14 protein-coding genes are annotated in these 20,980 nt (G+C 63.4%); 10 read left to right on the forward strand and 4 right to left on the reverse strand.

Going from position 1 to position 20,980, the window contains the following annotated elements; genetic code table 11:
* Window positions 1–31: 31 nt before the first annotated feature.
* A complete protein-coding gene (locus tag ASD44_RS01605) occupies window positions 32–955 on the reverse strand; it encodes a carbohydrate kinase (RefSeq protein ID WP_056107901.1) in 924 nt (307 codons plus the stop codon).
* Window positions 956–1,046: 91 nt separating this feature from the next.
* The gene (locus ASD44_RS01610) at window positions 1,047–2,276 is read right to left on the reverse strand and encodes an ROK family protein (protein WP_056107904.1); all 1,230 of its coding nucleotides are present in this window, start codon (window positions 2,274–2,276) and stop codon (window positions 1,047–1,049) included.
* Between the two features lie 209 nt (window positions 2,277–2,485).
* On the opposite strand from ASD44_RS01610, the gene ASD44_RS01615 reads away from it, so the two are divergent.
* From ASD44_RS01615 to ASD44_RS01660, 10 genes are all read left to right on the forward strand, one after another.
* Complete coding sequence (locus ASD44_RS01615; RefSeq protein ID WP_056115231.1) at window positions 2,486–3,514, forward strand: sugar ABC transporter substrate-binding protein; 1,029 nt, start codon at window positions 2,486–2,488, stop codon at window positions 3,512–3,514.
* Window positions 3,515–3,875: 361 nt separating this feature from the next.
* A complete protein-coding gene (locus ASD44_RS01620) occupies window positions 3,876–4,940 on the forward strand; it encodes an ABC transporter permease (protein ID WP_056115235.1) in 1,065 nt (354 codons plus the stop codon).
* The gene (locus ASD44_RS01625; RefSeq protein WP_056107907.1) at window positions 4,937–5,719 is read left to right on the forward strand and encodes an ATP-binding cassette domain-containing protein; all 783 of its coding nucleotides are present in this window, start codon (window positions 4,937–4,939) and stop codon (window positions 5,717–5,719) included. Before ASD44_RS01620 ends, ASD44_RS01625 begins: the two co-directional genes overlap by 4 nt.
* Before the next feature lie 130 nt (window positions 5,720–5,849).
* The gene (locus ASD44_RS01630; RefSeq protein ID WP_056107910.1) at window positions 5,850–8,318 is read left to right on the forward strand and encodes a glycogen/starch/alpha-glucan phosphorylase; all 2,469 of its coding nucleotides are present in this window, start codon (window positions 5,850–5,852) and stop codon (window positions 8,316–8,318) included.
* Between the two features lie 55 nt (window positions 8,319–8,373).
* Window positions 8,374–10,587: a 1,4-alpha-glucan branching protein GlgB gene (gene glgB, locus ASD44_RS01635; protein WP_056107913.1), complete on the forward strand. Its 2,214-nt coding sequence runs from the start codon at window positions 8,374–8,376 to the stop codon at window positions 10,585–10,587.
* Between the two features lie 19 nt (window positions 10,588–10,606).
* Complete coding sequence (glgC, locus tag ASD44_RS01640; protein ID WP_056107916.1) at window positions 10,607–11,872, forward strand: glucose-1-phosphate adenylyltransferase; 1,266 nt, start codon at window positions 10,607–10,609, stop codon at window positions 11,870–11,872.
* Between the two features lie 4 nt (window positions 11,873–11,876).
* A complete protein-coding gene (gene glgA, locus ASD44_RS01645; RefSeq protein ID WP_056107918.1) occupies window positions 11,877–13,322 on the forward strand; it encodes a glycogen synthase GlgA in 1,446 nt (481 codons plus the stop codon).
* Window positions 13,323–13,325: 3 nt separating this feature from the next.
* Window positions 13,326–14,954: an alpha-D-glucose phosphate-specific phosphoglucomutase gene (locus tag ASD44_RS01650; RefSeq protein ID WP_056107921.1), complete on the forward strand. Its 1,629-nt coding sequence runs from the start codon at window positions 13,326–13,328 to the stop codon at window positions 14,952–14,954.
* Window positions 14,951–16,936, forward strand: coding sequence for a glycogen debranching protein GlgX (gene glgX / locus ASD44_RS01655; RefSeq protein WP_056107924.1), 1,986 nt, complete (start codon window positions 14,951–14,953; stop codon window positions 16,934–16,936). The genes ASD44_RS01650 and glgX overlap by 4 nt, the downstream gene beginning before the upstream one ends.
* Window positions 16,937–16,974: 38 nt before the next feature.
* Window positions 16,975–18,636: an alpha-glucosidase family protein gene (locus ASD44_RS01660; RefSeq protein WP_056107928.1), complete on the forward strand. Its 1,662-nt coding sequence runs from the start codon at window positions 16,975–16,977 to the stop codon at window positions 18,634–18,636.
* Between the two features lie 8 nt (window positions 18,637–18,644).
* On the opposite strand, the gene ASD44_RS01665 is transcribed toward ASD44_RS01660, so the two are convergent.
* Both ASD44_RS01665 and ASD44_RS01670 read right to left on the reverse strand, forming a co-directional pair.
* Window positions 18,645–20,408 carry a pilus assembly protein TadG-related protein gene (locus tag ASD44_RS01665; RefSeq protein WP_056107930.1) on the reverse strand — a complete coding sequence of 588 codons (1,764 nt, stop codon included), beginning with the start codon at window positions 20,406–20,408 and terminating at the stop codon, window positions 18,645–18,647.
* On the reverse strand, window positions 20,408–20,854 hold the full coding sequence (locus ASD44_RS01670; protein WP_082542363.1) for a TadE/TadG family type IV pilus assembly protein: 447 nt from the start codon (window positions 20,852–20,854) through the stop codon (window positions 20,408–20,410). The genes ASD44_RS01665 and ASD44_RS01670 overlap by 1 nt, the downstream gene beginning before the upstream one ends.
* Between the last annotated feature and the right edge of the window lie 126 nt (window positions 20,855–20,980).

A 20,980-nucleotide genomic window follows, 5' to 3' on the forward strand; every position in this document is an offset into this window, starting at 1 on the left:
TCATCCAGCCAGCCAATGGAGCTTCGGGCGATCAGGCGATCTCATGCCGCCAGGGCGGATTGGCGCCGGCGCGCGAGACAGTAACGGCGGCGGCCTTGGCGCCGAGAGTGAGCGCGCTGCGGATCGCGTCCTCGGTGAGATGGGCGATTGCGATCTTGGAGAGAAGCTTCTGTTCGTGCAGGGAGGCGAGCACGCCGCCATTGAAAGTGTCGCCGGCCCCGACCGTATCCACCACATCGACTTTCTGCGGCATGACGGTGACCGTGTGATGCTTTGTGTAGCCCATCGCGCCCTTCGAACCATGGGTGACGACGACCAGTTTCGGGCCACGTTCCAGCCAGCGCTGGATTACCGCTTCGGGTGAACCGTCCTCGCCGAACCAGGCGAGATCCTCGTCGGACAATTTCACGATGTCGGCCATGGCCATCATGTTGCGGATACGCGCCAGATGCCTGGCCTTGTCGGGGATGAAATTGGGGCGGATGTTGGGGTCGAGCATCATCACGCGATCGGCCTGCTCGCGCCGCATGAAGTCCTCGTAGGTGCCGCCTGCCGGTTCAGAGATAAGGCTGATGGCCCCGAACAGCATGGCGTCCACGCTATCGTCGAGTTGAGGCAGGTCCGCTGGCGTCAGCATCCGTCCCGCGGTGTTCTCGTCGTAGAAGACGTAGCTGGCGTGGCCGTCGTTCAACTGGACGAAGGCCAAAGTCGTCGGCCGGTCCGAGAGTGGCGCATAGCGCGTGTCGACATGGCTCGCCGCCAGCGCCTCGCGCAGCTGCTTGCCGAAGAAATCCAGCGACAGGCCGGAAAAGAAACTGGCCGGCGCGCCGAGCCTTCCCAGCGCAATCGCGGTGTTGAAGACAGCGCCGCCGGCATAGGGCGCAAATGCCCCTTCCTGCGCCGTCGTATGGCGCGGCAGCATGTCGATGAGGGCTTCGCCGCAGCAAAGGATCATGATGGTCAGTATTCCCGAAGATGGATCTGGACGATTGTTGGCCCGCCGGATTGCACAGTCGCGGGCAGGGCAGGGGTACAGGAAGACACGGTCAAGGCGTCCTGACCACGGAGTTCGCCGGACCGACGAGAAATCGCTCCGAAAGCGGCAGGCTTGCCCCGCCGAGCGCGCGCGCATGGATGCCGACGGTGCCTTCACGCACGGTTGGCAGTTTCAAGCCCTCCGCATCGACCTTGCCCAGCGCCCTGGCGACTTCGTTGACAAGCCGCGCACGCACGGCGGTTGGCATCCATCCGTCGATCACCGCGGCCTCGAAATCGATGACCGAGCTGGCCGACACGATGGCGTAGGCGAGCGCCGAAGCGGCGCTGCCGATCCATTCATCCAGCTCGACGCCGATGTCGCCCCAGTCTTCCGGTGAGGTCCAAAGGTGCGATGCCTCGACGCCTTTCGCGTTGAGCGCCTTCTCCAGCGCGGCCACCGAGGCGACGTCGATCAGCTGCGCTGGCCGCCCGTTGGCCCCCGGCACCGGCATGGAGCCGAGAGCACCTGCATTGCCGGTCGTGCCGCTGTAGATGCGGCCGTTGAGCACGATGCCGCCGCCTGCGAACGCGCCGATATAGAAATAGACGAAATCGCGCCCGCTGCCGCCGGTGCCGAAAACCAGTTCGGCCCCACATGCCGACGTCGCGTCGTTCTGAAGGTAGACCGGGAAGGCGCACAGCGCCTGAACTTCCGCGCGGATGTCGCGATGCCGCCATTCGTCCATCACTTCGCGCGGCGCGCCGGCGGCGTCCGCCCAGTTCCACAGCTCGAACGGCATGGCGATGCCCAGTCCGGCGATACGCCGGCGCTCGCTCTCGCTCAGACTTTGCTGCAGTTCCCCTATGCCGCTGGCGACGAACCTCACCGTCTCGCGCGCTGTCGGATAACGATAGGATTGCCGCTGCATCGCGCGGAGATTGCCGAGAAAATCGATGAGCACCAACTCGGCGCTGCGGCGTCCGATCTTGAGGCCTATGAAATAGGCGCCGTTCGGGTTGAGAGACATAGGAATGGATGGCTGGCCGATGCGCCCGCGCAACGGCGCCTGCCGCAGCAGCAGGCCTTCCTCTTCCAGCTCACGCATGATGACTGACACCGTCTGCGCCGACAGGCCGGTCATCCGGGCGATGTCGGATTTGGCCAGGCTACCCCTCTCGCGCACCAGCGACAGCACCAGCCGCTCATTGTGGTCGCGCATGCCGCTCTGGTTGGTGCCGCGGTGAAAACGGCTCTCTGCCGGCTCGGGAGAGCCGTCTCTCGAAGTGCCGGTTTCCACCGCTTCCTCCCTGATTTTTATTGGAAATTCTTTTGCATCAGAATGGTGCCGCACCGCAACTGTGTCAATAATAAATAAGAGTGATTTAATTATTGACAGATGGGAGCGGTTGGTGTTTCGTCGCGTCGATGGCAAGCGGAACCTGGGAGTACGCTTTGCCTTCGATGCCGGGCTGGTCCGGCATTGGTATTGTTCCGGGAGGATATTTCATGAACCGTCTGATGAAGTCGGCGTTGCTCGCTGCAACGGCCGCGGGTCTCGCATCTCTGGCAGCGCCGGCTTCCGCTGCTGATGTCAGCGCCTGCCTGATCACCAAGACCGACACCAACCCCTTCTTCGTCAAGATGAAGGAAGGCGCGACCGCCAAGGCCAAGGAACTCGGCGTCAACCTCAAATCCTATGCCGGCAAGGTCGATGGCGATTCCGAAAGCCAGGTCGCGGCGATCGAAAGCTGCATCGCCGACGGCGCCAAGGGCATTCTGATAACGGCATCCGACACCAAGGGCATCGTACCGACGGTGAAGAAGGCGCGCGACGCAGGCATTCTCGTGATCGCGCTCGACACGCCGCTCGATCCGCTGGATTCGGCTGACGCCACTTTCGCCACCGACAATCTCGAGGCCGGCAAGCTGATCGGCGCCTGGGCCGCCGCGACGCTGGGCGACAAGGCCAAGGACGCGAAGATCGGCTTCCTGGATCTCACTCCCGACCAGCCGACCGTCGATGTGCTGCGCGACCAGGGCTTCATGATCGGCTTCGGCATCGACCCCAAGGACGCCAACAAGATCGGCGACGAGGATGATGCGCGCATCGTCGGCCATGATGTCACCAACGGCAATGAAGAGGGCGGCCGCAAGGCGATGGAGAACCTTCTGCAGAAGGACAACACCATCAACGTCATCCACACGATCAACGAACCGGCAGCGGTCGGCGCTTATCAGGCGCTCAAGGCTGTCGGCATGGAAAGCCAGGTGCTGATCGTTTCGGTCGACGGCGGTTGCCCCGGTGTCAAGTCGGTTGCCGACGGCGTCATCGGCGCGACCTCGCAGCAATACCCGCTGATGATGGCATCGCTCGGCATCGAAGCCATCGCCGCCTTCGCCAAGGACGGCACCAAGCCGAAGCCGACGGAAGGCAAGAACTTCTTCGACACCGGCGTGAACCTCGTCACCGACAAGCCTGCGACCGGCGTAAAGTCGATCGACACCAAGGAAGGCACGGCCAAGTGCTGGGGGTGAGGTGACGGTTCGCCAAGGCGAATCGGGAGGTCCGGTGGACCTCCCGAAGTCATCGAACGCCCCGAGCCCTGGCGAGGGGCAGGGTGACGGTTCGCTTTGGCCGGGGAGTTGCCATAGGCAACGGGTCCCTGGCCGGGTGTCGGCATGAATTCCGCGGCGGCCATTTGACGGTCTCGCCGCGGCGAATTCCCATCCGGCTTTTGCCCAATCCTGGGCTGCCGTTCGAACAAACCGACCGGGCTTGATCCCCAGCCGGTTTGGATCGACGATGAACGCGCCGCCTCTCGAAAGCGCCGGCGCCGGACCGGCGGCACAGGCGATAGGGAACGTTGCGCACCACGTGCGCCAAACGGGAGGAAAAATGTCCCAGGCTCAGGAATTCGAGAAGGTGCTTTCGGGAAGCGAGAGCAGCGTCGCCTCCTTCGAGGAAAGCGGCATGTCCCTGCTCAAGCGCGTGCAGCATTTCCTGCACTCGAACCCGGCGGCCGTGCCGTTGATCGTTCTGTTGCTGTCGATCGTCGTCTTCGGCCTCACCATCGGCGGACGCTTCTTCTCGTCCTATACATTGACGCTTATCCTGCAGCAGATCGCCGTCGTCGGCATCCTCGGCGCGGCGCAGACGCTGGTGATCCTCACCGCCGGCATCGACCTGTCGATCGGCGTCATCATGGTCATTTCGGCGGTGGTCATGGGCAATGTCGCGGTCATCTACGGCTTGCCCACACCGATCGCCGTCCTAGCGGGCCTGGTCGTAGGCACGCTCTGCGGTCTGCTCAACGGGGTGCTGGTGGCCTACATGCGGCTGCCGCCCTTCATCGTCACGCTGGGCACGTGGAACATCGTCATGGCGACGAATTTCATCTATTCGGCGAACGAGACCATTCGCGACACCGATGTCGATGCGCAGGCGCCGCTGCTTCATGTTTTCGGCTCCAGCTTCAAGATCGGCAGCGCTGTGCTGACTGCCGGCGTCATCGCTATGGTGCTTCTGGTCCTGGTGCTCTGGTACGTCCTGAACCACACCGCCTGGGGGCGGCACGTCTACGCGGTCGGCGACGATCCCGAGGCGGCAAAGCTGTCCGGTATCCAGACCAAGAAGGTGCTGATGGCCGTCTACGGACTGGCGGGGCTGATCGCCGCGTTCGCTGCCTGGGTCGCGATTGGCCGCAATGGCTCCATTTCGCCGTCCTGGGCGGTCACCGACTACAATCTGCAGGCGATTACCGCGACGGTGATCGGCGGCATTTCCCTCTTTGGCGGCCGTGGTTCGATCCTCGGCACGCTGTTCGGCGCCATGATCGTCGGCGTTGTCTCCATGGGCCTGAACATGCTTGGCGCCGATCCGCAATGGAAGGTGCTGCTGACGGGCGTCCTCATCATCGGCGCGGTCGGAGTCGACCAGTGGATCAGAAAGGTTTCGGTATGAGCACGCAGCCAATCCTGACCGCGAAGGGCCTGGTCAAGCGCTATGGCCGGGTGACGGCGCTCGACAACGCCGATTTCGACCTCTACCCCGGCGAAATCCTCGCCGTCATCGGCGACAACGGCGCCGGCAAGTCGTCGCTGATCAAGGCGATTTCCGGGGCGGTCGTTCCCGACGAAGGTGTAATCGAACTGGAAGGCAAGACGGTAAGCTTCAAGTCGCCGATGGAGGCGCGTGCCGCCGGCATCGAGACGGTCTACCAGAACCTTGCCTTGTCGCCGGCCCTTTCGATTGCCGACAACATGTTCCTCGGCCGCGAAATCCGCAAGCCCGGCATCCTTGGCCAGTGGCTGCGGATGCTGGACCGTCCGGCAATGGAAAAACGCGCTCGCGACAAGCTGACCGAACTGGGGCTCATGACCATCCAGAACATCAGCCAGGCGGTCGAGACGCTTTCCGGCGGTCAGCGCCAGGGCGTGGCGGTGGCGCGGGCTGCGGCCTTCGGCTCCAAGATGGTGATCATGGATGAGCCGACGGCGGCGCTCGGCGTCAAGGAAAGCCGGCGCGTGCTGGAGCTGATCCTCGACGTCAAGCGTCGCGGCCTGCCGATCGTTCTGATTTCACACAACATGCCGCATGTCTTCGAAGTCGCCGACCGCATCCACATCCATCGGCTCGGCCGTCGTCTGTGCGTCATCGATCCGAAGGAGTATTCGATGTCCGACGCGGTCGCCTTCATGACCGGCGCCAAGCCGGCTCCTGAGGCCGTTGTCGCCGCATAGTCGAATTGCCGCAGGGTCGGCTGACGGGAAATGACTAAATCGTTTGAATTTTTTTTCCGCTTGTCTAGCATGAAGACGGAGGAATGATACGACGGCACTGGAGTCCGAGTTGAGCAGCACGGGATACGAAATGACGCGCGCAGAGAAATCCGGCTCCCCTGTCTCTCTTCCGGACAATCCCGATCCGCAGACGCTTGCGGCTGAAATCCTCAAGGCGCTGAAGTATCGTCTTGGCAAGGATACGACCGTCGCCACGCAGCACGACTGGCTGGCTGCGTCCATCGTGGTGATCCGCGACCGCATCATCGATCACTGGATCGAGGCGACCAAGGAAACCTACGCCCAGCAGGAAAAGCGGGTCTATTATCTGTCGCTGGAATTCCTCATTGGCCGCCTGATGCGCGACGCCTTTTCCAATCTCGGCCTGATGGAAACGATGCGCGAGGCGTTGGGCACGCTTGGCGTCGATCTGGACACGGTCGCCGCGCTGGAGCCGGATGCGGCGCTGGGCAATGGCGGCCTGGGCCGGCTCGCTGCCTGTTTCATGGAATCGATGGCCACGGTCGACATTCCAGCCCATGGTTACGGCATCCGCTATGCCAACGGCATGTTCCGGCAGGAAATCCATGACGGCTGGCAGGTCGAACTTCCGGAAACCTGGTTGGACCACGGCAATCCGTGGGAGTTCGAGCGCCGCGAGCGCTCTTTCGAGATCGGCTTTGGCGGTTCGGTAGAATCGAAAACCACTAAAGATGGCCGCCTCGAAAGGCATGTCTGGAGGCCGACAGAGCATGTGCTGGCGGTGGCTTATGACACCCCGGTGGTCGGCTGGCGCGCCAACCGCGTCAACACGCTGCGGTTGTGGTCCGGGATGCCTGTCGATCCCATCCTGCTCGACAAATTCAATGCCGGCGACCACATCGGCGCGTTGGCCGAAAGCAACAAGGCGGATGCACTTTCCCGTGTCCTCTATCCCGCCGATTCCCATATGGCCGGGCAGGAATTGCGGCTGCGCCAGGAATATTTCTTCTCCTCAGCATCGCTTCAGGACATCGTACAGCGGCATCTCAGCCAGTATGGCGATCTGGCTTCGCTCCCGGACAAGGCCGCCATCCATCTGAACGACACCCATCCGGCGGTCGCGGTGACGGAGTTGCTGCGGCTGCTCCTGGATGTCCACGGCATGGACTTCGATCAAGCCTGGGACGTCACCAAGCGTACCTTTGCCTACACCAATCACACGCTGCTGCCGGAGGCGCTCGAAAGCTGGCCAGTGCCGCTGTTCGAGCGGCTGTTGCCGCGGCATATGCAGATCGTCTATGCGATCAACGCCCAGATCCTTCTGGAGGCGCGGGCGACAAGACGTTTCTCCGACGAGCAGATCGCCCGCATTTCGCTGATTCAGGAAAACGGCGACCGGCGCGTGCGCATGGGCAATCTGGCTTTCGTCGGCTCGCATTCCATCAACGGCGTCTCGGCGCTGCACACGGAACTGATGAAGGAGACGGTCTTCGCGGATCTCCACAATCTCTATCCGGAACGCATCAACAACAAGACCAACGGCATCACGCCGCGGCGCTGGCTGATCCAGTGCAATCCCGGCCTGACGGCGTTGGCGCGCGAGACCATCGGCGACAGGTTCCTTGACGATATCGACGCCATAAAGGGGCTGGAGACATTCGCCGAGGATGCCGCCTTCCGCGAGAAATTCGCCGGCGTGAAGCGGGCGAACAAGGTGCGGCTCGCCAATCTCGTCGCCGAGCGGCTGGGCATCAAGGTCGATCCCTCGGCGCTTTTCGACATCCAGATCAAGCGCATCCACGAATACAAGCGCCAGTTGCTCAACATTCTCGAGGCCGTGGCGCTTTACGATCAGATACGCTCCCATCCGGATCGGGACTGGATGCCGCGTGTGAAGTTCTTCGGCGGCAAGGCGGCGCCGAGCTATCACAACGCCAAGCTCATCATCAAACTCGCCAATGATGTAGCCAAGGTGATTAATAACGATCCTGCTGTCCGTGGCCTGCTGAAGCTGGTGTTCGTGCCGAACTACAATGTCAGCCTGGCTGAAATCATGATGCCGGCGGCCGATCTTTCCGAGCAGATATCGACCGCCGGCATGGAAGCCTCCGGCACCGGTAACATGAAATTCGCACTCAACGGCGCGCTCACCATCGGCACGCTGGATGGCGCCAATGTCGAGATCAAGGAATGCGTCGGCGACGACAACATCTTCATCTTCGGGCTGAAGGCTGACGAGGTGGCGGACCGCCGCGCCAACGGCTATGAGCCGAGGGCGATCATCGAAGGTTCACCGGAACTCGCCCAGGCGATTTCGGCCATTTCATCCGGCGTGTTCTCGCCGGATGATCCGGACCGCTACCGTGAACTGATGAACGGTCTCTATGACAGCGACTGGTTCATGGTCGCCGCCGATTTCGACTCCTATGCGGCCATGCAGCGGACGGTCGATGGCGTCTGGGGCAACAGCCCCGAATGGAACGCCAAGGCCATCCGCAACGTTGCCCGCATGGGCTGGTTCTCATCCGACCGGACCATTCGTCAATATGCGAAAGACATCTGGAACGTGCCGGCCTGATGTGATTGCATGAGGCATAGATAGTGGCTCGGATGCCCAGGGAGGGGTACCGTTTATGAGGAAGCCGCGCGCGACCGCTGCGATAAGCGGGCCCGACGAGCAGGCCGCGGCCGGCGATGTCGAGGCTGTCGTCGCCGGCACACATGGCGATCCGTTCGGCGTTCTCGGCATTCAACAGGCGGGCAAAAGTCTGGTAGCGCGCTGCTTCTTGCCGCATGCCGACGAGGTGACCGCCTACACGCTGGACGGCAAAGATGCCGGGGAACTGACGCGTCGCGACGACGCGGGCTTTTTCGAAGGCAAGCTGTCGATCCGCAAGCGCCAGCCGCTCAAATATCATGCCCGCAACGCAGGCGGCGACTGGTGGGTGAGTGACCCGTATTCCTTCGGCCCCGTGCTGGGACCGATGGATGACTACTATATCGCTGAAGGCTCGCATCTCAGGCTGTTCGACAAGCTCGGCGCGCATGTCATCGAGCACGAGGCGGCGATCGGTGTGCATTTCGCCGTCTGGGCGCCCAACGCCAGCCGGGTCTCGGTCGTCGGCGATTTCAACGAATGGGATGGCCGCCGCCATGCCATGCGCAACCGGCAGGACACCGGCATCTGGGAAATCTTCATTCCCGGCATTGATGCCGGCCGCTGCTACAAGTTCGAAATCCTGGCCGGCGATGGTGTGCGCCTGCCGCTGAAGGCGGACCCCTTCGCCTTCCGCTCGCAACTGCGACCGGATACGGCCTCTATCATCGCAGCGCCCTACGCGCACGAATGGGGTGACGAGGCGCATCGCAAATTCTGGGGCGCCGCCGACAGCCGCCGCGAGGCGATCTCCATTTACGAGGTTCACGCCGGCTCCTGGCAGTGCCGCGACGACGGCACCTTCCTCTCCTGGGACGAGCTTGCCGAGCGGCTGATCCCTTATGTGGTCGATGCCGGCTTCACCCATATCGAGTTCCTGCCGATCTCGGAGCATCCCTACGATCCATCCTGGGGCTACCAGACCACTGGTCTCTATGCGCCGACCGCCCGTTTCGGTGAGCCGGAGGGGTTCGCCCGCTTCGTCGATGGCGCGCATCGCGCCGGAATCGGCGTCCTGCTGGATTGGGTGCCGGCGCATTTCCCCGTCGACGCGTTCGGACTGGTGCGGTTCGACGGCACCGCGCTTTACGAACATGAGGATCCGCGCAAGGGTTTCCATCCCGACTGGAACACGCTGATCTACAATTTCGGCCGCAGCGAGGTGCGGTCTTTCCTGGTCAACAATGCGCTTTACTGGGCGGAAAAATATCACGTCGACGGGCTGCGGGTGGATGCGGTGGCCTCGATGCTCTACCTCGACTATTCGCGCAAGGCGGGCGAGTGGATCCCTAACGAGAAAGGTGGGCGCGAGAACCTGGAAGCGGTCAGCTTCCTGCAGAAAATGAACACCGAGTTTTACGGCCACCAGAGCGGCGTCATGACCATCGCCGAAGAATCGACGTCCTGGCCGAAGGTCTCGGCGCCCGTCCATGAAGGCGGGCTCGGCTTCGGCTTCAAGTGGAACATGGGCTTCATGCACGACACGCTGGAGTATTTCGCCAAGGAGCCTGTCCACCGCAATCATCATCACGACCAGCTTACCTTCGGACTGGTGTACGCCTTCAGCGAGAACTTTGTTCTGCCGCTCTCGCATGACGAGGTGGTGCACGGCAAAGGCACCCTGCTCGCCAAGATGGCCGGGGACGACTGGCAGAAATTCGCCACGCTGCGCGCTTTCTATGCCTTCATGTGGGGATATCCCGGCAAGAAACTGCTCTTCATGGGGCAGGAATTCGCGCAACGCCGAGAATGGAGCGAGGAACGCGCGCTCGACTGGAACCTGCTCGACCACGCCCCGCACCAGGGCGTGCGCAAGGCGGTGCGCGACCTGAACTACCTCTACCGCTCGCGTCCGGCCCTGCACGCCCGGGATTGCGAGCCGGAAGGCTTCGAATGGCTGATCGTCGACGACAAGGAGAACTCGGTGTTCGCCTGGCTGCGCAAGGCGCCGGGGGAGAACCCGGTGGCCGTCATCTCGAATTTCACCCCGGTGCCGCGCGACAATTATCGCGTGCCGCTGCCGCATGCGGGTGAATGGCGCGAGATCATGAACACCGATGCAGCCGACTACGGTGGTTCGGGCAAGGGCAATGCGGGGGCGGTGCAGGCTCACGCCAATGGCGCGTCGGCCGCGGCCACGCTCATGCTGCCGCCGCTGGCCACGATCATGCTTGAATTCGTTCCGCAATAAGGGTTTTGGGGAGGACTGAATGGCCGATATGAAACGCACCCAGCCGCTGGCCCGCGACGCCATGGCCTATGTGCTTGCCGGCGGGCGCGGAAGCCGCCTGAAGGAACTGACCGACCGGCGCGCCAAGCCGGCGGTCTATTTCGGCGGCAAGACCCGCATCATCGATTTCGCTTTGTCCAACGCGCTGAACTCCGGCATCCGCCGCCTGGGCGTGGCGACGCAATACAAGGCGCATTCGCTGATCCGCCATCTGCAGCGCGGCTGGAACTTCCTGCGGCCGGAACGCAATGAAAGCTTCGACATCCTGCCCGCCAGCCAGCGCGTTTCGGAAACGCAATGGTATGAAGGCACGGCGGACGCGGTGTATCAGAACATCGATATCATCGAGAGTTATGGCCCGGAGTTCATGGTCATCCTCGCCGGCGACCACATCTACAAGATGGATTACGAGCTGATGCTGCGCCAGCATGTCGATGCGGGCGCGGACGTGACCGTCGGCTGCCTCGAGGTGCCGCGCATGGAAGCCGTCGGCTTCGGCGTCATGCATGTCGACAAGAAGGACACCATCATCGACTTCGTCGAGAAGCCGGCCGACCCGCCCGGCATTCCCGACAAGCCGGATTTCGCGCTCGCTTCGATGGGCATCTATGTCTTCCGCACCAAATTCCTGATGGACATGCTGCGCAAGGATGCCGCCGACCCGAATTCCAGCCGCGATTTCGGCAAGGACATCATTCCGCAGATCGTCAAGGGCGGCAAAGCCATCGCTCACCGGTTCGCCAAATCCTGCGTGCGCTCCACCCAGGAGGCGGAACCCTACTGGCGCGATGTCGGAACGGTCGATGCCTATTGGGAAGCCAATATCGACCTGACCGACATCATTCCGGAACTCGACCTCTATGACCGCGACTGGCCGATCTGGACCTATGCCGAATTGAAGCCGCCGGCGAAGTTCGTCCACGACGAGGATGGCCGCCGTGGCGAGGCGATCTCGTCGCTTGTGTCCGGCGACTGCATCGTGTCCGGAGCGTCGCTGCGGCGCAGCCTGATCTTCACCGGCGCGCGCATCAATTCCTACTCCAAGCTGGAAGAGGTGGTAATGCTGCCCGACTGCCACGTCGGGCGCAACGCACGCCTCAGCCGAGTTGTGATCGACCACGGGGTCCATATTCCAGAGGGACTGGTGGTGGGCGAGGACCCGGTTCTGGACGCCAAGCGCTTCCGCGTTTCGGAAAAGGGCATATGCCTGATCACGCAGGATATGATCGACAAATTGGGTATGTAGACGCATGGAAGTGCTTTCCGTCGCCTCTGAAATCTTCCCGCTGATCAAGACCGGCGGGCTGGCCGACGTCGCCGGCGCCCTGCCGGTTGCGATGGCGGGCAAAGGGATAGGGATGCGCTCGCTCATTCCCGGTTACCCCTCGGTGATGAGCGCCTTCAAGAAAAAGAAGGCCGTGCTGCAATACGCCCAGTTGCAGGGCGGCAAGGCGTCGGTCCACGCGATCAATATTACCGGGCTCGACCTGCTTGTTCTCGATGCGCCGCACCTCTTCGACCGTGCCGGCGGTCCCTATGGCGACCAGACCGGCCATGATTGGCCCGACAACTGGCGGCGATTTGCAGCGCTCAGCCAGGTTGGCGGCGATATTGCCGGCGGCGCTATCCCGGGTTACCTGCCGGATATCGTCCACGCCCATGACTGGCAGGCGGCGATGACGCTCGCCTACGCGCGCTACGGCAAGGCCGTGACAACGCCGACGGTGATGACGATCCACAATCTCGCTTTTCAGGGCCGGTATCCGGCGGCGATCTTCGGTCAGCTTGGACTGCCGGGGCAGGCAATGGCCTTGGACGGCGTCGAATATTATGGCGGCGTCGGTTATCTGAAGGCCGGCTTGCAGGCCGCCTGGGCGATCACCACCGTCAGCCCCACCTATGCGCAGGAAATCCGCTCGCCGGAATTCGGCATGGGGCTGGATGGCCTCATCAAGATGCGCTCGGTCGATCTCCATGGCATCGTCAACGGCATCGACACCGATATCTGGAACCCGGCGACCGACAAGCACCTCGTTTCCAACTACACGGCAAAGACGCTGAAGGCGCGCGCTGCCAACAAGAGAGCGGTCGAGGAACGCTTCGGCCTGGATAGCGACGACAGTCCGATCATCTGTATCGTCAGCCGCCTGACCTGGCAGAAGGGCATGGACATACTCGCGTCGGCCGCCGCCGGCATCGTCGCAGCGGGTGCGCGCCTTGCCATTCTGGGTTCCGGCGACGCCGGGCTGGAAGGTGCGTTGCTGGCAGCTGCCGCACGGCATCGCGGCCGCGTCGGCGTGGTGGTGGGTTATGACGAGGGCCTGTCGCATCTTCTGCAGGGCGGTTGCGAGGCCATCGTCATCCCCTCGCGTTTCGAACCCTGCGGCCTGACGCAACTGTACGGCCTGCGCTACGGCTGCGTGCCGCTGGTCGCCCGCACCGGCGGCCTTGCCGACACCATCATCGACGCCAATGAAGCGGCGATGGCCGCCGGCGTCGCCACCGGCTTCCAGTTCGCGCCCGACGATGGCGACGCGCTGCTCCATGCCGTCAGCCGTATGGTTGCGGCGCATCGCGACAAGGCTGTGTGGACCTCGATCCAGCAGCAGGGCATGAAGGCGGATGTTTCCTGGGATCGAAGCGCCGAAAAATACGTTGAGATCTACCGCCGGCTTCTCTCGAAAAGGATTGCCTGAAACATGATACGCACCGTCGCGACAAAGCCCTACGACGACCAGAAGCCGGGCACCTCCGGGTTGCGCAAGAAGGTGCCGGTTTTCCAGCAGGAAAACTACGCCGAGAACTTTATCCAGTCGATCTTCGACGCGCTGGATGGGTTCAAGGGCAAGCTTCTGGTGATCGGCGGCGACGGCCGCTACTACAACCGAGAAGTCATCCAGAAGGCCATCGCCATCGCCGCCGCCAACGGCTTCGGCAAGGTGATGGTCGGGCAGGGCGGCATATTGTCGACGCCGGCAGCGTCCCACATCATCCGCAAATACAAGGCGTTCGGCGGCATCATCCTGTCGGCCAGCCACAATCCGGGCGGGCCACATGAGGATTTCGGCATCAAGTACAATGCCGAGAATGGCGGCCCCGCGCCGGAAAAGCTGACCGACGCCATCTTCGCCAAATCCAAGGCGATCTCGCAATACCGCATCGCCGACATAGCCAAGATCGACATCGACACGATCGGCACGGTGGACGCCGCCGGCATGACGGTGGAGGTGATCGACCCCGTCACCGACTACGCCGAGTTGATGGAGGAGCTGTTCGACTTCAACGCGCTGCGCAAGCTGTTCAAGTCCGGTTTCCGCATGGCCTTCGATTCCATGAGCGCGGTCACTGGCCCCTATGGCAAGGAAATCCTCGAAAACCGGCTTGGCGCTGCCGACGGCACCTGCCGCAATTTTCATCCGCTGCCGGACTTCGGCGGTCACCACCCCGATCCGAACCTCGTCCATGCCAAGGCGCTTTACGACGACGTGATCAGCGCTTCCGGCCCGGATTTTGGCGCTGCGTCCGATGGCGACGGCGACCGCAACATGGTCGTCGGCAAGGGCATCTTTGTCACGCCGTCGGATTCGCTGGCGATCATCGCCGCCAACGCCAGGCTTGCGCCCGGCTACGCCAGGGGCATCGCCGGCATCGCGCGCTCGATGCCGACAAGCGCCGCCGCCGACCGCGTGGCGGAGAAGCTCGGCGTCGGCATGTATGAGACGCCGACAGGCTGGAAGTTCTTCGGCAATCTGCTCGACGCCGGCAAGGTGACGCTGTGCGGCGAGGAAAGTTTTGGCACCGGCTCGGACCACGTGCGTGAGAAGGACGGTCTGTGGGCGGTGCTGTTCTGGCTCAACATCCTGGCCGCGCGAGGCGAGAGCGCCAAGGACATCATGACGAAGCATTGGGCGACCTATGGCCGCAACTATTACTCCCGCCACGACTACGAGGAGGTGGAGAGCGACAAGGCCAATGCGCTGGTCGATGAACTGCGCGCCAGGCTCGGATCGCTGCCGGGTAAGAAGGTGCGCGGCCTGACGGTCGAGAAGGCCGACGACTTCGCCTACCACGACCCGGTGGACGGGTCGGTCAGCGAGCATCAGGGCATCCGCATCCTGTTCGAAGGCGGGTCACGTATCGTGCTGCGGCTGTCCGGCACAGGCACGTCAGGCGCGACGCTACGGCTCTATGTCGAGCGCTACGAGCCCGATGCCAGCAAGCACGGCATCGATACGCAGGAAGCGCTTGCCGACCTGATCGCCGCCGCCGATGATATTGCCGGGATTCGCAGCCATACCGGCCGCGACAAGCCGAGCGTGATTACCTGAGCCCGTCGAAATCAGCATCCGAAGTCCATCCGCGATTTGGTAGCCTTGTCCACAAGGACGGCGTCCGCTTTGCCGTCTGGTCCGGCGGCGCCGAACGCTTGTGGGTCTGCCTGTTCGACAAAAGCGGCACGCGTGAAGTCGAACGCCTCGAGCTGAAACCCGAAGGCGAGGGCGTCCACGCGCGTGTCGTGCCGGGCCTGAAGGCCGGGGCGAAATATGGTTTTCGTGCCGAGGGGCCTTATGACCCGGACAACGGCCTGTGGTTCGACCCTGACAAGCTGTTGGTCGATCCGTATGCCATCGAGATTGATCGCCCTTACATCTACGATCCGCGATTGGCCGCGCGGCGGGGAGAGGGCGGCGATACGGCACCCTTGATGCCGAAGGCGGTGACTATCGCCCCCGAGCCGGTCAAGCCGACGCCGCCGCTCTTTCAGCCCGGCGGTCTGATCTACGAGCTTTCGGTGCGGTCCTTTTCGATGCTCCATCCGGATATTCCTGAACGTGATCGCGGCACGATCCGCGCGCTGGCGCATCCGGCGGTGATCGAGCACCTGGCAAAACTCGGCGTCTCGGCGGTCGAACTGATGCCGGTGACGGCGTGGATCGATGAACGGCATCTGGGGCCGCTCGGGCTCACCAATGCCTGGGGCTATAACCCCGTGACCTTCATGGCGCTCGATCCACGGCTGGCCCCGGGCGGACTGACGGATCTGCGTGATGCCGTTGCAGCGTTGCGTCGCGCTGGCATCGGCGTGATCCTCGATCTGGTCTTCAACCACACCGGCGAAAGCGATGCCCACGGGCCGACGCTGTCGCTGCGCGGGCTGGATGCGCGGGCCAACTACCGGCATCGCGACGGCAGGCTGGTCAACGACACCGGCACTGGCAATACGTTGGCCTGCGATCATCCCGTCGCGCGCGAACTGGTGATGGACAGCCTGCGCCATTTCGTTCGGTACGCCGGTGTCGACGGCTTCCGCTTCGACCTTGCGCCGGTGCTGGGCCGCACGGATGACGGCTTCCGGGCGGACGCGCCGCTGCTCACCGCCATGCGCGCCGATCCGTTGCTTTCAGACCGTATACTGATCGCCGAGCCGTGGGACATCGGGACGGGCGGTTACCAGCTCGGCAATTTCCCGCCGTCCTTTCTGGAATGGAACGACAAATATCGCGACGATGTGCGCCGCTTCTGGCGCGGCGACGGCGGCACGGTCGGCGCGCTGGCGACGCGGCTGGCCGGTTCGTCGGACGTGTTCGCGTCCGAGGGCGCAAGGGCCACCCGCAGCGTGAACTTCATCGCCGCGCATGACGGCATGACGCTGGCCGACATCGCAGGCTATGCGCACAAGCACAACGAAGCCAATGGCGAGGACAACCGCGACGGCCACGACGAGAACCTGTCATGGAACAATGGCGTCGAGGGGGATTCCGGAGACGCCAAGGTCACGGCCGCCCGCAGCAGCGATGTCCGCGCGCTGCTCGCCACCCTGTTCGCTTCGCGCGGCGCGATCATGCTGACGGCGGGCGACGAGTTCGGCCGCAGCCAGCGCGGCAACAACAACGCCTATGCGCAGGACAACGCCGTCACATGGCTGGATTGGCGGCACCGCGACGCGGCGCTGGAGGATTTCGTCGCCGCGCTTTCGGCGATGCGCCGTTCCGCGCCGACACTGTCCGAAACCGCATGGCTGAGCGATGACAAGGTGTCGTGGCTGACTGAAACCGGCGTGGCGATGCGGACGATCGAGTGGGAGGACACGCAACGCCGCCGTCTCATCATGGTTCTGTCGATGAACGAGGGCGGTCGGCTCGCTGTGCTGGTCAATGGCGACCGCCGCGCCTGCGCCTTCACGCTGCCCGCGCGCGAGGGCTTCCAGTGGCGACCGGCGCAGCCCGAACATAACGATGTGGATATGTCACGCCCGATGCCGGGACGCGCGGTGCGTTTCCTTTTAGAAAGCCGGGTCGAGGTCGGCTAGAACCTCGTCATGTTATGCAGGCTAGGAAAGGTCTTGGCATGGCCACGCAACAAGGTGTGGAGCGGATAGTGTCGAACCCGGATATTGCCGATTGGTGGCGCGGCTGCGCTATCTACCAGATCTATCCGCGTTCATTCCAGGACACGAGCGGCGATGGCAGCGGCGATTTGCGCGGCGTCACCAGCCGCCTCGGCCATGTCGCCTCGCTCGGCGTTGACGCGATCTGGCTTTCGCCCTTCTTCAAGTCGCCGATGGCCGATATGGGCTATGATGTATCCGACTACGAGGCGGTCGATCCGATGTTCGGCACGCTGGAGGATTTCGACGCGCTGGTCGCCGAGGCGCATCGGCTCGGCCTGAAAGTCATCATTGACCAGGTTCTCGCTCACACCTCCGACAAACATCCGTGGTTCGTCGAAAGCCGTGCAAGCCGCGATAACGGCAAGACCGGCTGGTATGTCTGGGCGGACCCAAAGCCGGACGGCACCGCGCCCAACAACTGGCTGTCGGTCTTCGGCGGCCCGGCCTGGGAATGGGACGCCACGCGCCGGCAATACTACCTGCACAATTTCCTCGCCGCGCAGCCGGCGCTAAACTTCCACAATCCCGACCTGCAGGACGCGCTGCTCTCGACCGTGCGCTTCTGGCTGGACTGCGGCGTCGATGGCTTCCGGCTGGACACGGTGAATTACTATGTCCAGGACCGATGGTTGCGCGACAACCCGCCGCTGCCGTCCAGCATCGAGGGCACCAATGGCCAAAACAGCACCTACCTGTTCCAGGAGCATCTGTTCGACAAGACGCAGCCGGAGAACCTCGATTTCCTGAAGCGCTTTCGATCGGTGCTGAATGGGTACGGCGCGCGCACCAGCGTCGGCGAAATCGGCGACGAGGGCCGGTCCTTGCAGACGCTGGCAGCCTACACGTCGGGCGGGGACAAGTTGCACATGTCCTATACCTTCGACTTGCTAGGCCAGCAGTTCTCCGCCGCGCATGTGCGCGGCTGCGTCGAAGCCTTCGAGGCACAGGCGCCGGATGGCTGGGTGTGCTGGGCATTCTCCAACCACGATGTCGTGCGCCACGTCAGCCGCTGGACACGGCCGGGCGGCGATGCCGATGCGGTGGCGAAATTCTCGATCGAACTGCTGGCGTGCCTGCGCGGTTCGATCTGCCTCTACGAAGGCGAGGAACTTGGCTTGCAGGAGGCGGAACTGCGCTACGAGGATCTGCGCGATCCGGTCGGCATCCGCTTCTGGCCGGGCAACAAGGGCCGCGACGGCTGCCGCACGCCGATGGTCTGGGAGGCGGACGCCGCCAATGCAGGCTTCTCGACCGGCAAGCCATGGCTGCCGGTGCCGGACGCGCAGCGCGCCCGCGCCGTCGACGTGCAGGCGGCCGCCATCAACTCGGTCCTGAGCCACTATCGCGCCGTGCTGGCGATCCGCAAGGCGCATCCGGCGCTGGTGGCGGGGTCGATCCGGTTCCTGGAGACCGAGGGCGATATGCTGGCCTTCGTCCGCGAGGGCGGCGGGGAGCGGCTGCTCTGCGCCTTCAATTTCGCCGAAGGCGATGCGTCCTGGACTTTGCCGGCCGACCTGGGATCGATCGAGGCCATCGATTTCGCCGGCTATGGCGCCGCCTTGCAGGGCGGCACGCTGCATCTGCCCGGATTGCGGGCGTTCATCGGCCAGCTGGGCTGACGGCGCGGCTACTGAACCAGCACGGAGCGTCCGCAGCTTGTGCCGGTCACGCGCACATCCGCTTCGCCGACCTTGATGCCGAGCGCCGCCAGCACATTGTAGAGCAGCGTATCGACCGGCGCGGTGACGCCGTTCAAAAGCGTGATGACGGCCGGCTTCACCGTGCCGAGCAGCGCCGTAACGTCGAGGCCGAGGCCAAGCGCGCTCACCTTCAGGGAAAGGTCGTTGACGAGCGATGTCGTCAGCGATTGGGTCACGTTCCGCGTCGAGACGGTTTTGATCTTTTTGGCGACGATATCAGCATTGTCGAAGACAAGCGTGGTCGGGTTGTTGTTGGTCACCGCCACCGAGGCAGACCCATTGACCCCCAGCAGGTCGAGCGTAAGCAGCAGCAGTTTCACACTCACCTCGGCGATCGCGGCGTCGCGGAAGCTCTGCGGCTTGCTGAAATCGGCAAAGCCGATGGCGTCGGCATCAGCAATTCGTAGCGAGGCGATGCCGGGACGGGCGGAAATGGTGACCTTGCGGCTGTCCGGCCGACCTGTCGAGCAGGTGATGTCGGTCAGTTTTGCCTCTGCGTGCGCCACTTCGACATGAAGCGGCAGCTTGACCGACAAGAGCTTGATGCCGCCGCCAAGATTGCTGTTGCCGACGCCGACGGTGGCGACGAGCTTGATGCGCGTCTGCGCGGTCCTGACGACAGTTCCCTTTTCGCCGACCGCCAGCCATGGCGAAAACTGCTCGGGTTCGCCGATGGCGACCGCCAATGTCGCGCCGGCAAGTCCGGGAATTGTTGCGCCAAGCGCGAGTTCGACCTGGTGCGACCCGTTGGCGAGCGCCGCCGCCGCCGTCAGCATGCTCATGGCGCTGGCGTCCACGGAAAGCCCGGCAGGTTGCTGGCCAAGCCCCAGCCTGCCGACAGGACCGAGATCGACCAGATGATTGAGCGGAATTTTGACCGTGCTCGCCGCTCCCGCCGCAATGGCCTGCAGCGCCAGCTTGCCGGACTGGCCCATGCCGGCGGTGTTTGCCATCGCCTTGGCGATCTGGCCGACGGTCGCCTTCGACGCCAGCACCTGCGAATAGGTGCCCCCGGTGAGATTGAGGTCCACAGCCAGCGCATCGAGGAATGAGAGCACGTTCACATCGGCGGCGATCAGCGCATTATAGTCCATGACGCTGAGCGAGATGTTGCCGCCGACCAACCCCTGGAGAAGGGCATTGAGGATGCCGCCATCCACTTTCAGCAGCCGGGAGCCGACCGAAAAGGCCGCCTGCGACGATGTGCTGGCGATGGCGGAGGTGCCAATAACCGGTTCGTCCATCAGGGAAGCGCCGAAATACAGATTGCCGGTCTTGCGCAGCGAAACCCTGACGGCGTTGGCCGGTTCGGCGCCGGCTTCGAACCTCTTGCCGATCGCCGCGGTGGCGTCAGCGACGTAGCGGCCCTTGATGATTTCGACGACCGGCTTCCCCTTCGTCGGCTTCAGCGCCTGGTCGGGCTGCTGGACGGTGGCTGGCGGGAAGCCATTGTCGCCGAGCGTCGCCAGCACAGCCGCCTCGACATTGGACATATTCGCGGCCGCGTTGATCGCCGCGAGGTCGGTGATCGATTGCGCTTCCCTGCGCTCGGTGTAGAGCGAGCCGAGGTCCACCGCGAAGGCGCTCAACGCGATCGCAAACGGCATGCTGACAGCGGTCATGACCGCGAAATTTCCCCTGCGGTCGCCGGCTGCCCTTCGAAGAATGGAAGTCCAGGGTCCCAGCTCCATCACAATCCTCCGATACGGATCGTCGAACGGCGCGAAATGGTCGTGTCCGGCAGTGGCAGGGTTCTGAAAAGATTCCAGATCGGCAGGTCGCGTGCATCGTAGGTCACCGAAACGACGAACTGGTTGGCGTCAGCCGTGCTGTCATCGGCTGCGACCGTCAGCTTCAGCGCATCGATGAACGGGTAGCCGGCGGCGTTGGCGGCGATGAACTGGTTGACCAGGGTCTGCCGTTCCGTCGCGTCGAGGCCTGCAACCGCGGTGCGCGCGGCATCGGCGCTGATCTGCTGCAGCGAATGGCTGGCGCCGAAATAAATGCCATATGCAACCATTCCGAGCAAAAGAAAGATGAAGAGCGGCGCCAGCAGGGCGAACTCCACGGCCGAAGTGGCGCGGCGGCAGGAGCCGAAATCCTTGAAATACGGGGGATGCCTGCCAACGGTTTCCATGGCAAAGAGGATGCCATTGCTTCTTCGCCAATCCGACAACTGGCAATGCAACTAAAGATTGCATAGACGTGTGGAGGCTTTGGACCGGTAGCTTCTGGGCCGAAATCTGTGACGACCCCGATTGCC

Source organism: Mesorhizobium sp. Root554 (assembly GCF_001427025.1).
Lineage (GTDB): Bacteria > Pseudomonadota > Alphaproteobacteria > Rhizobiales > Rhizobiaceae > Mesorhizobium.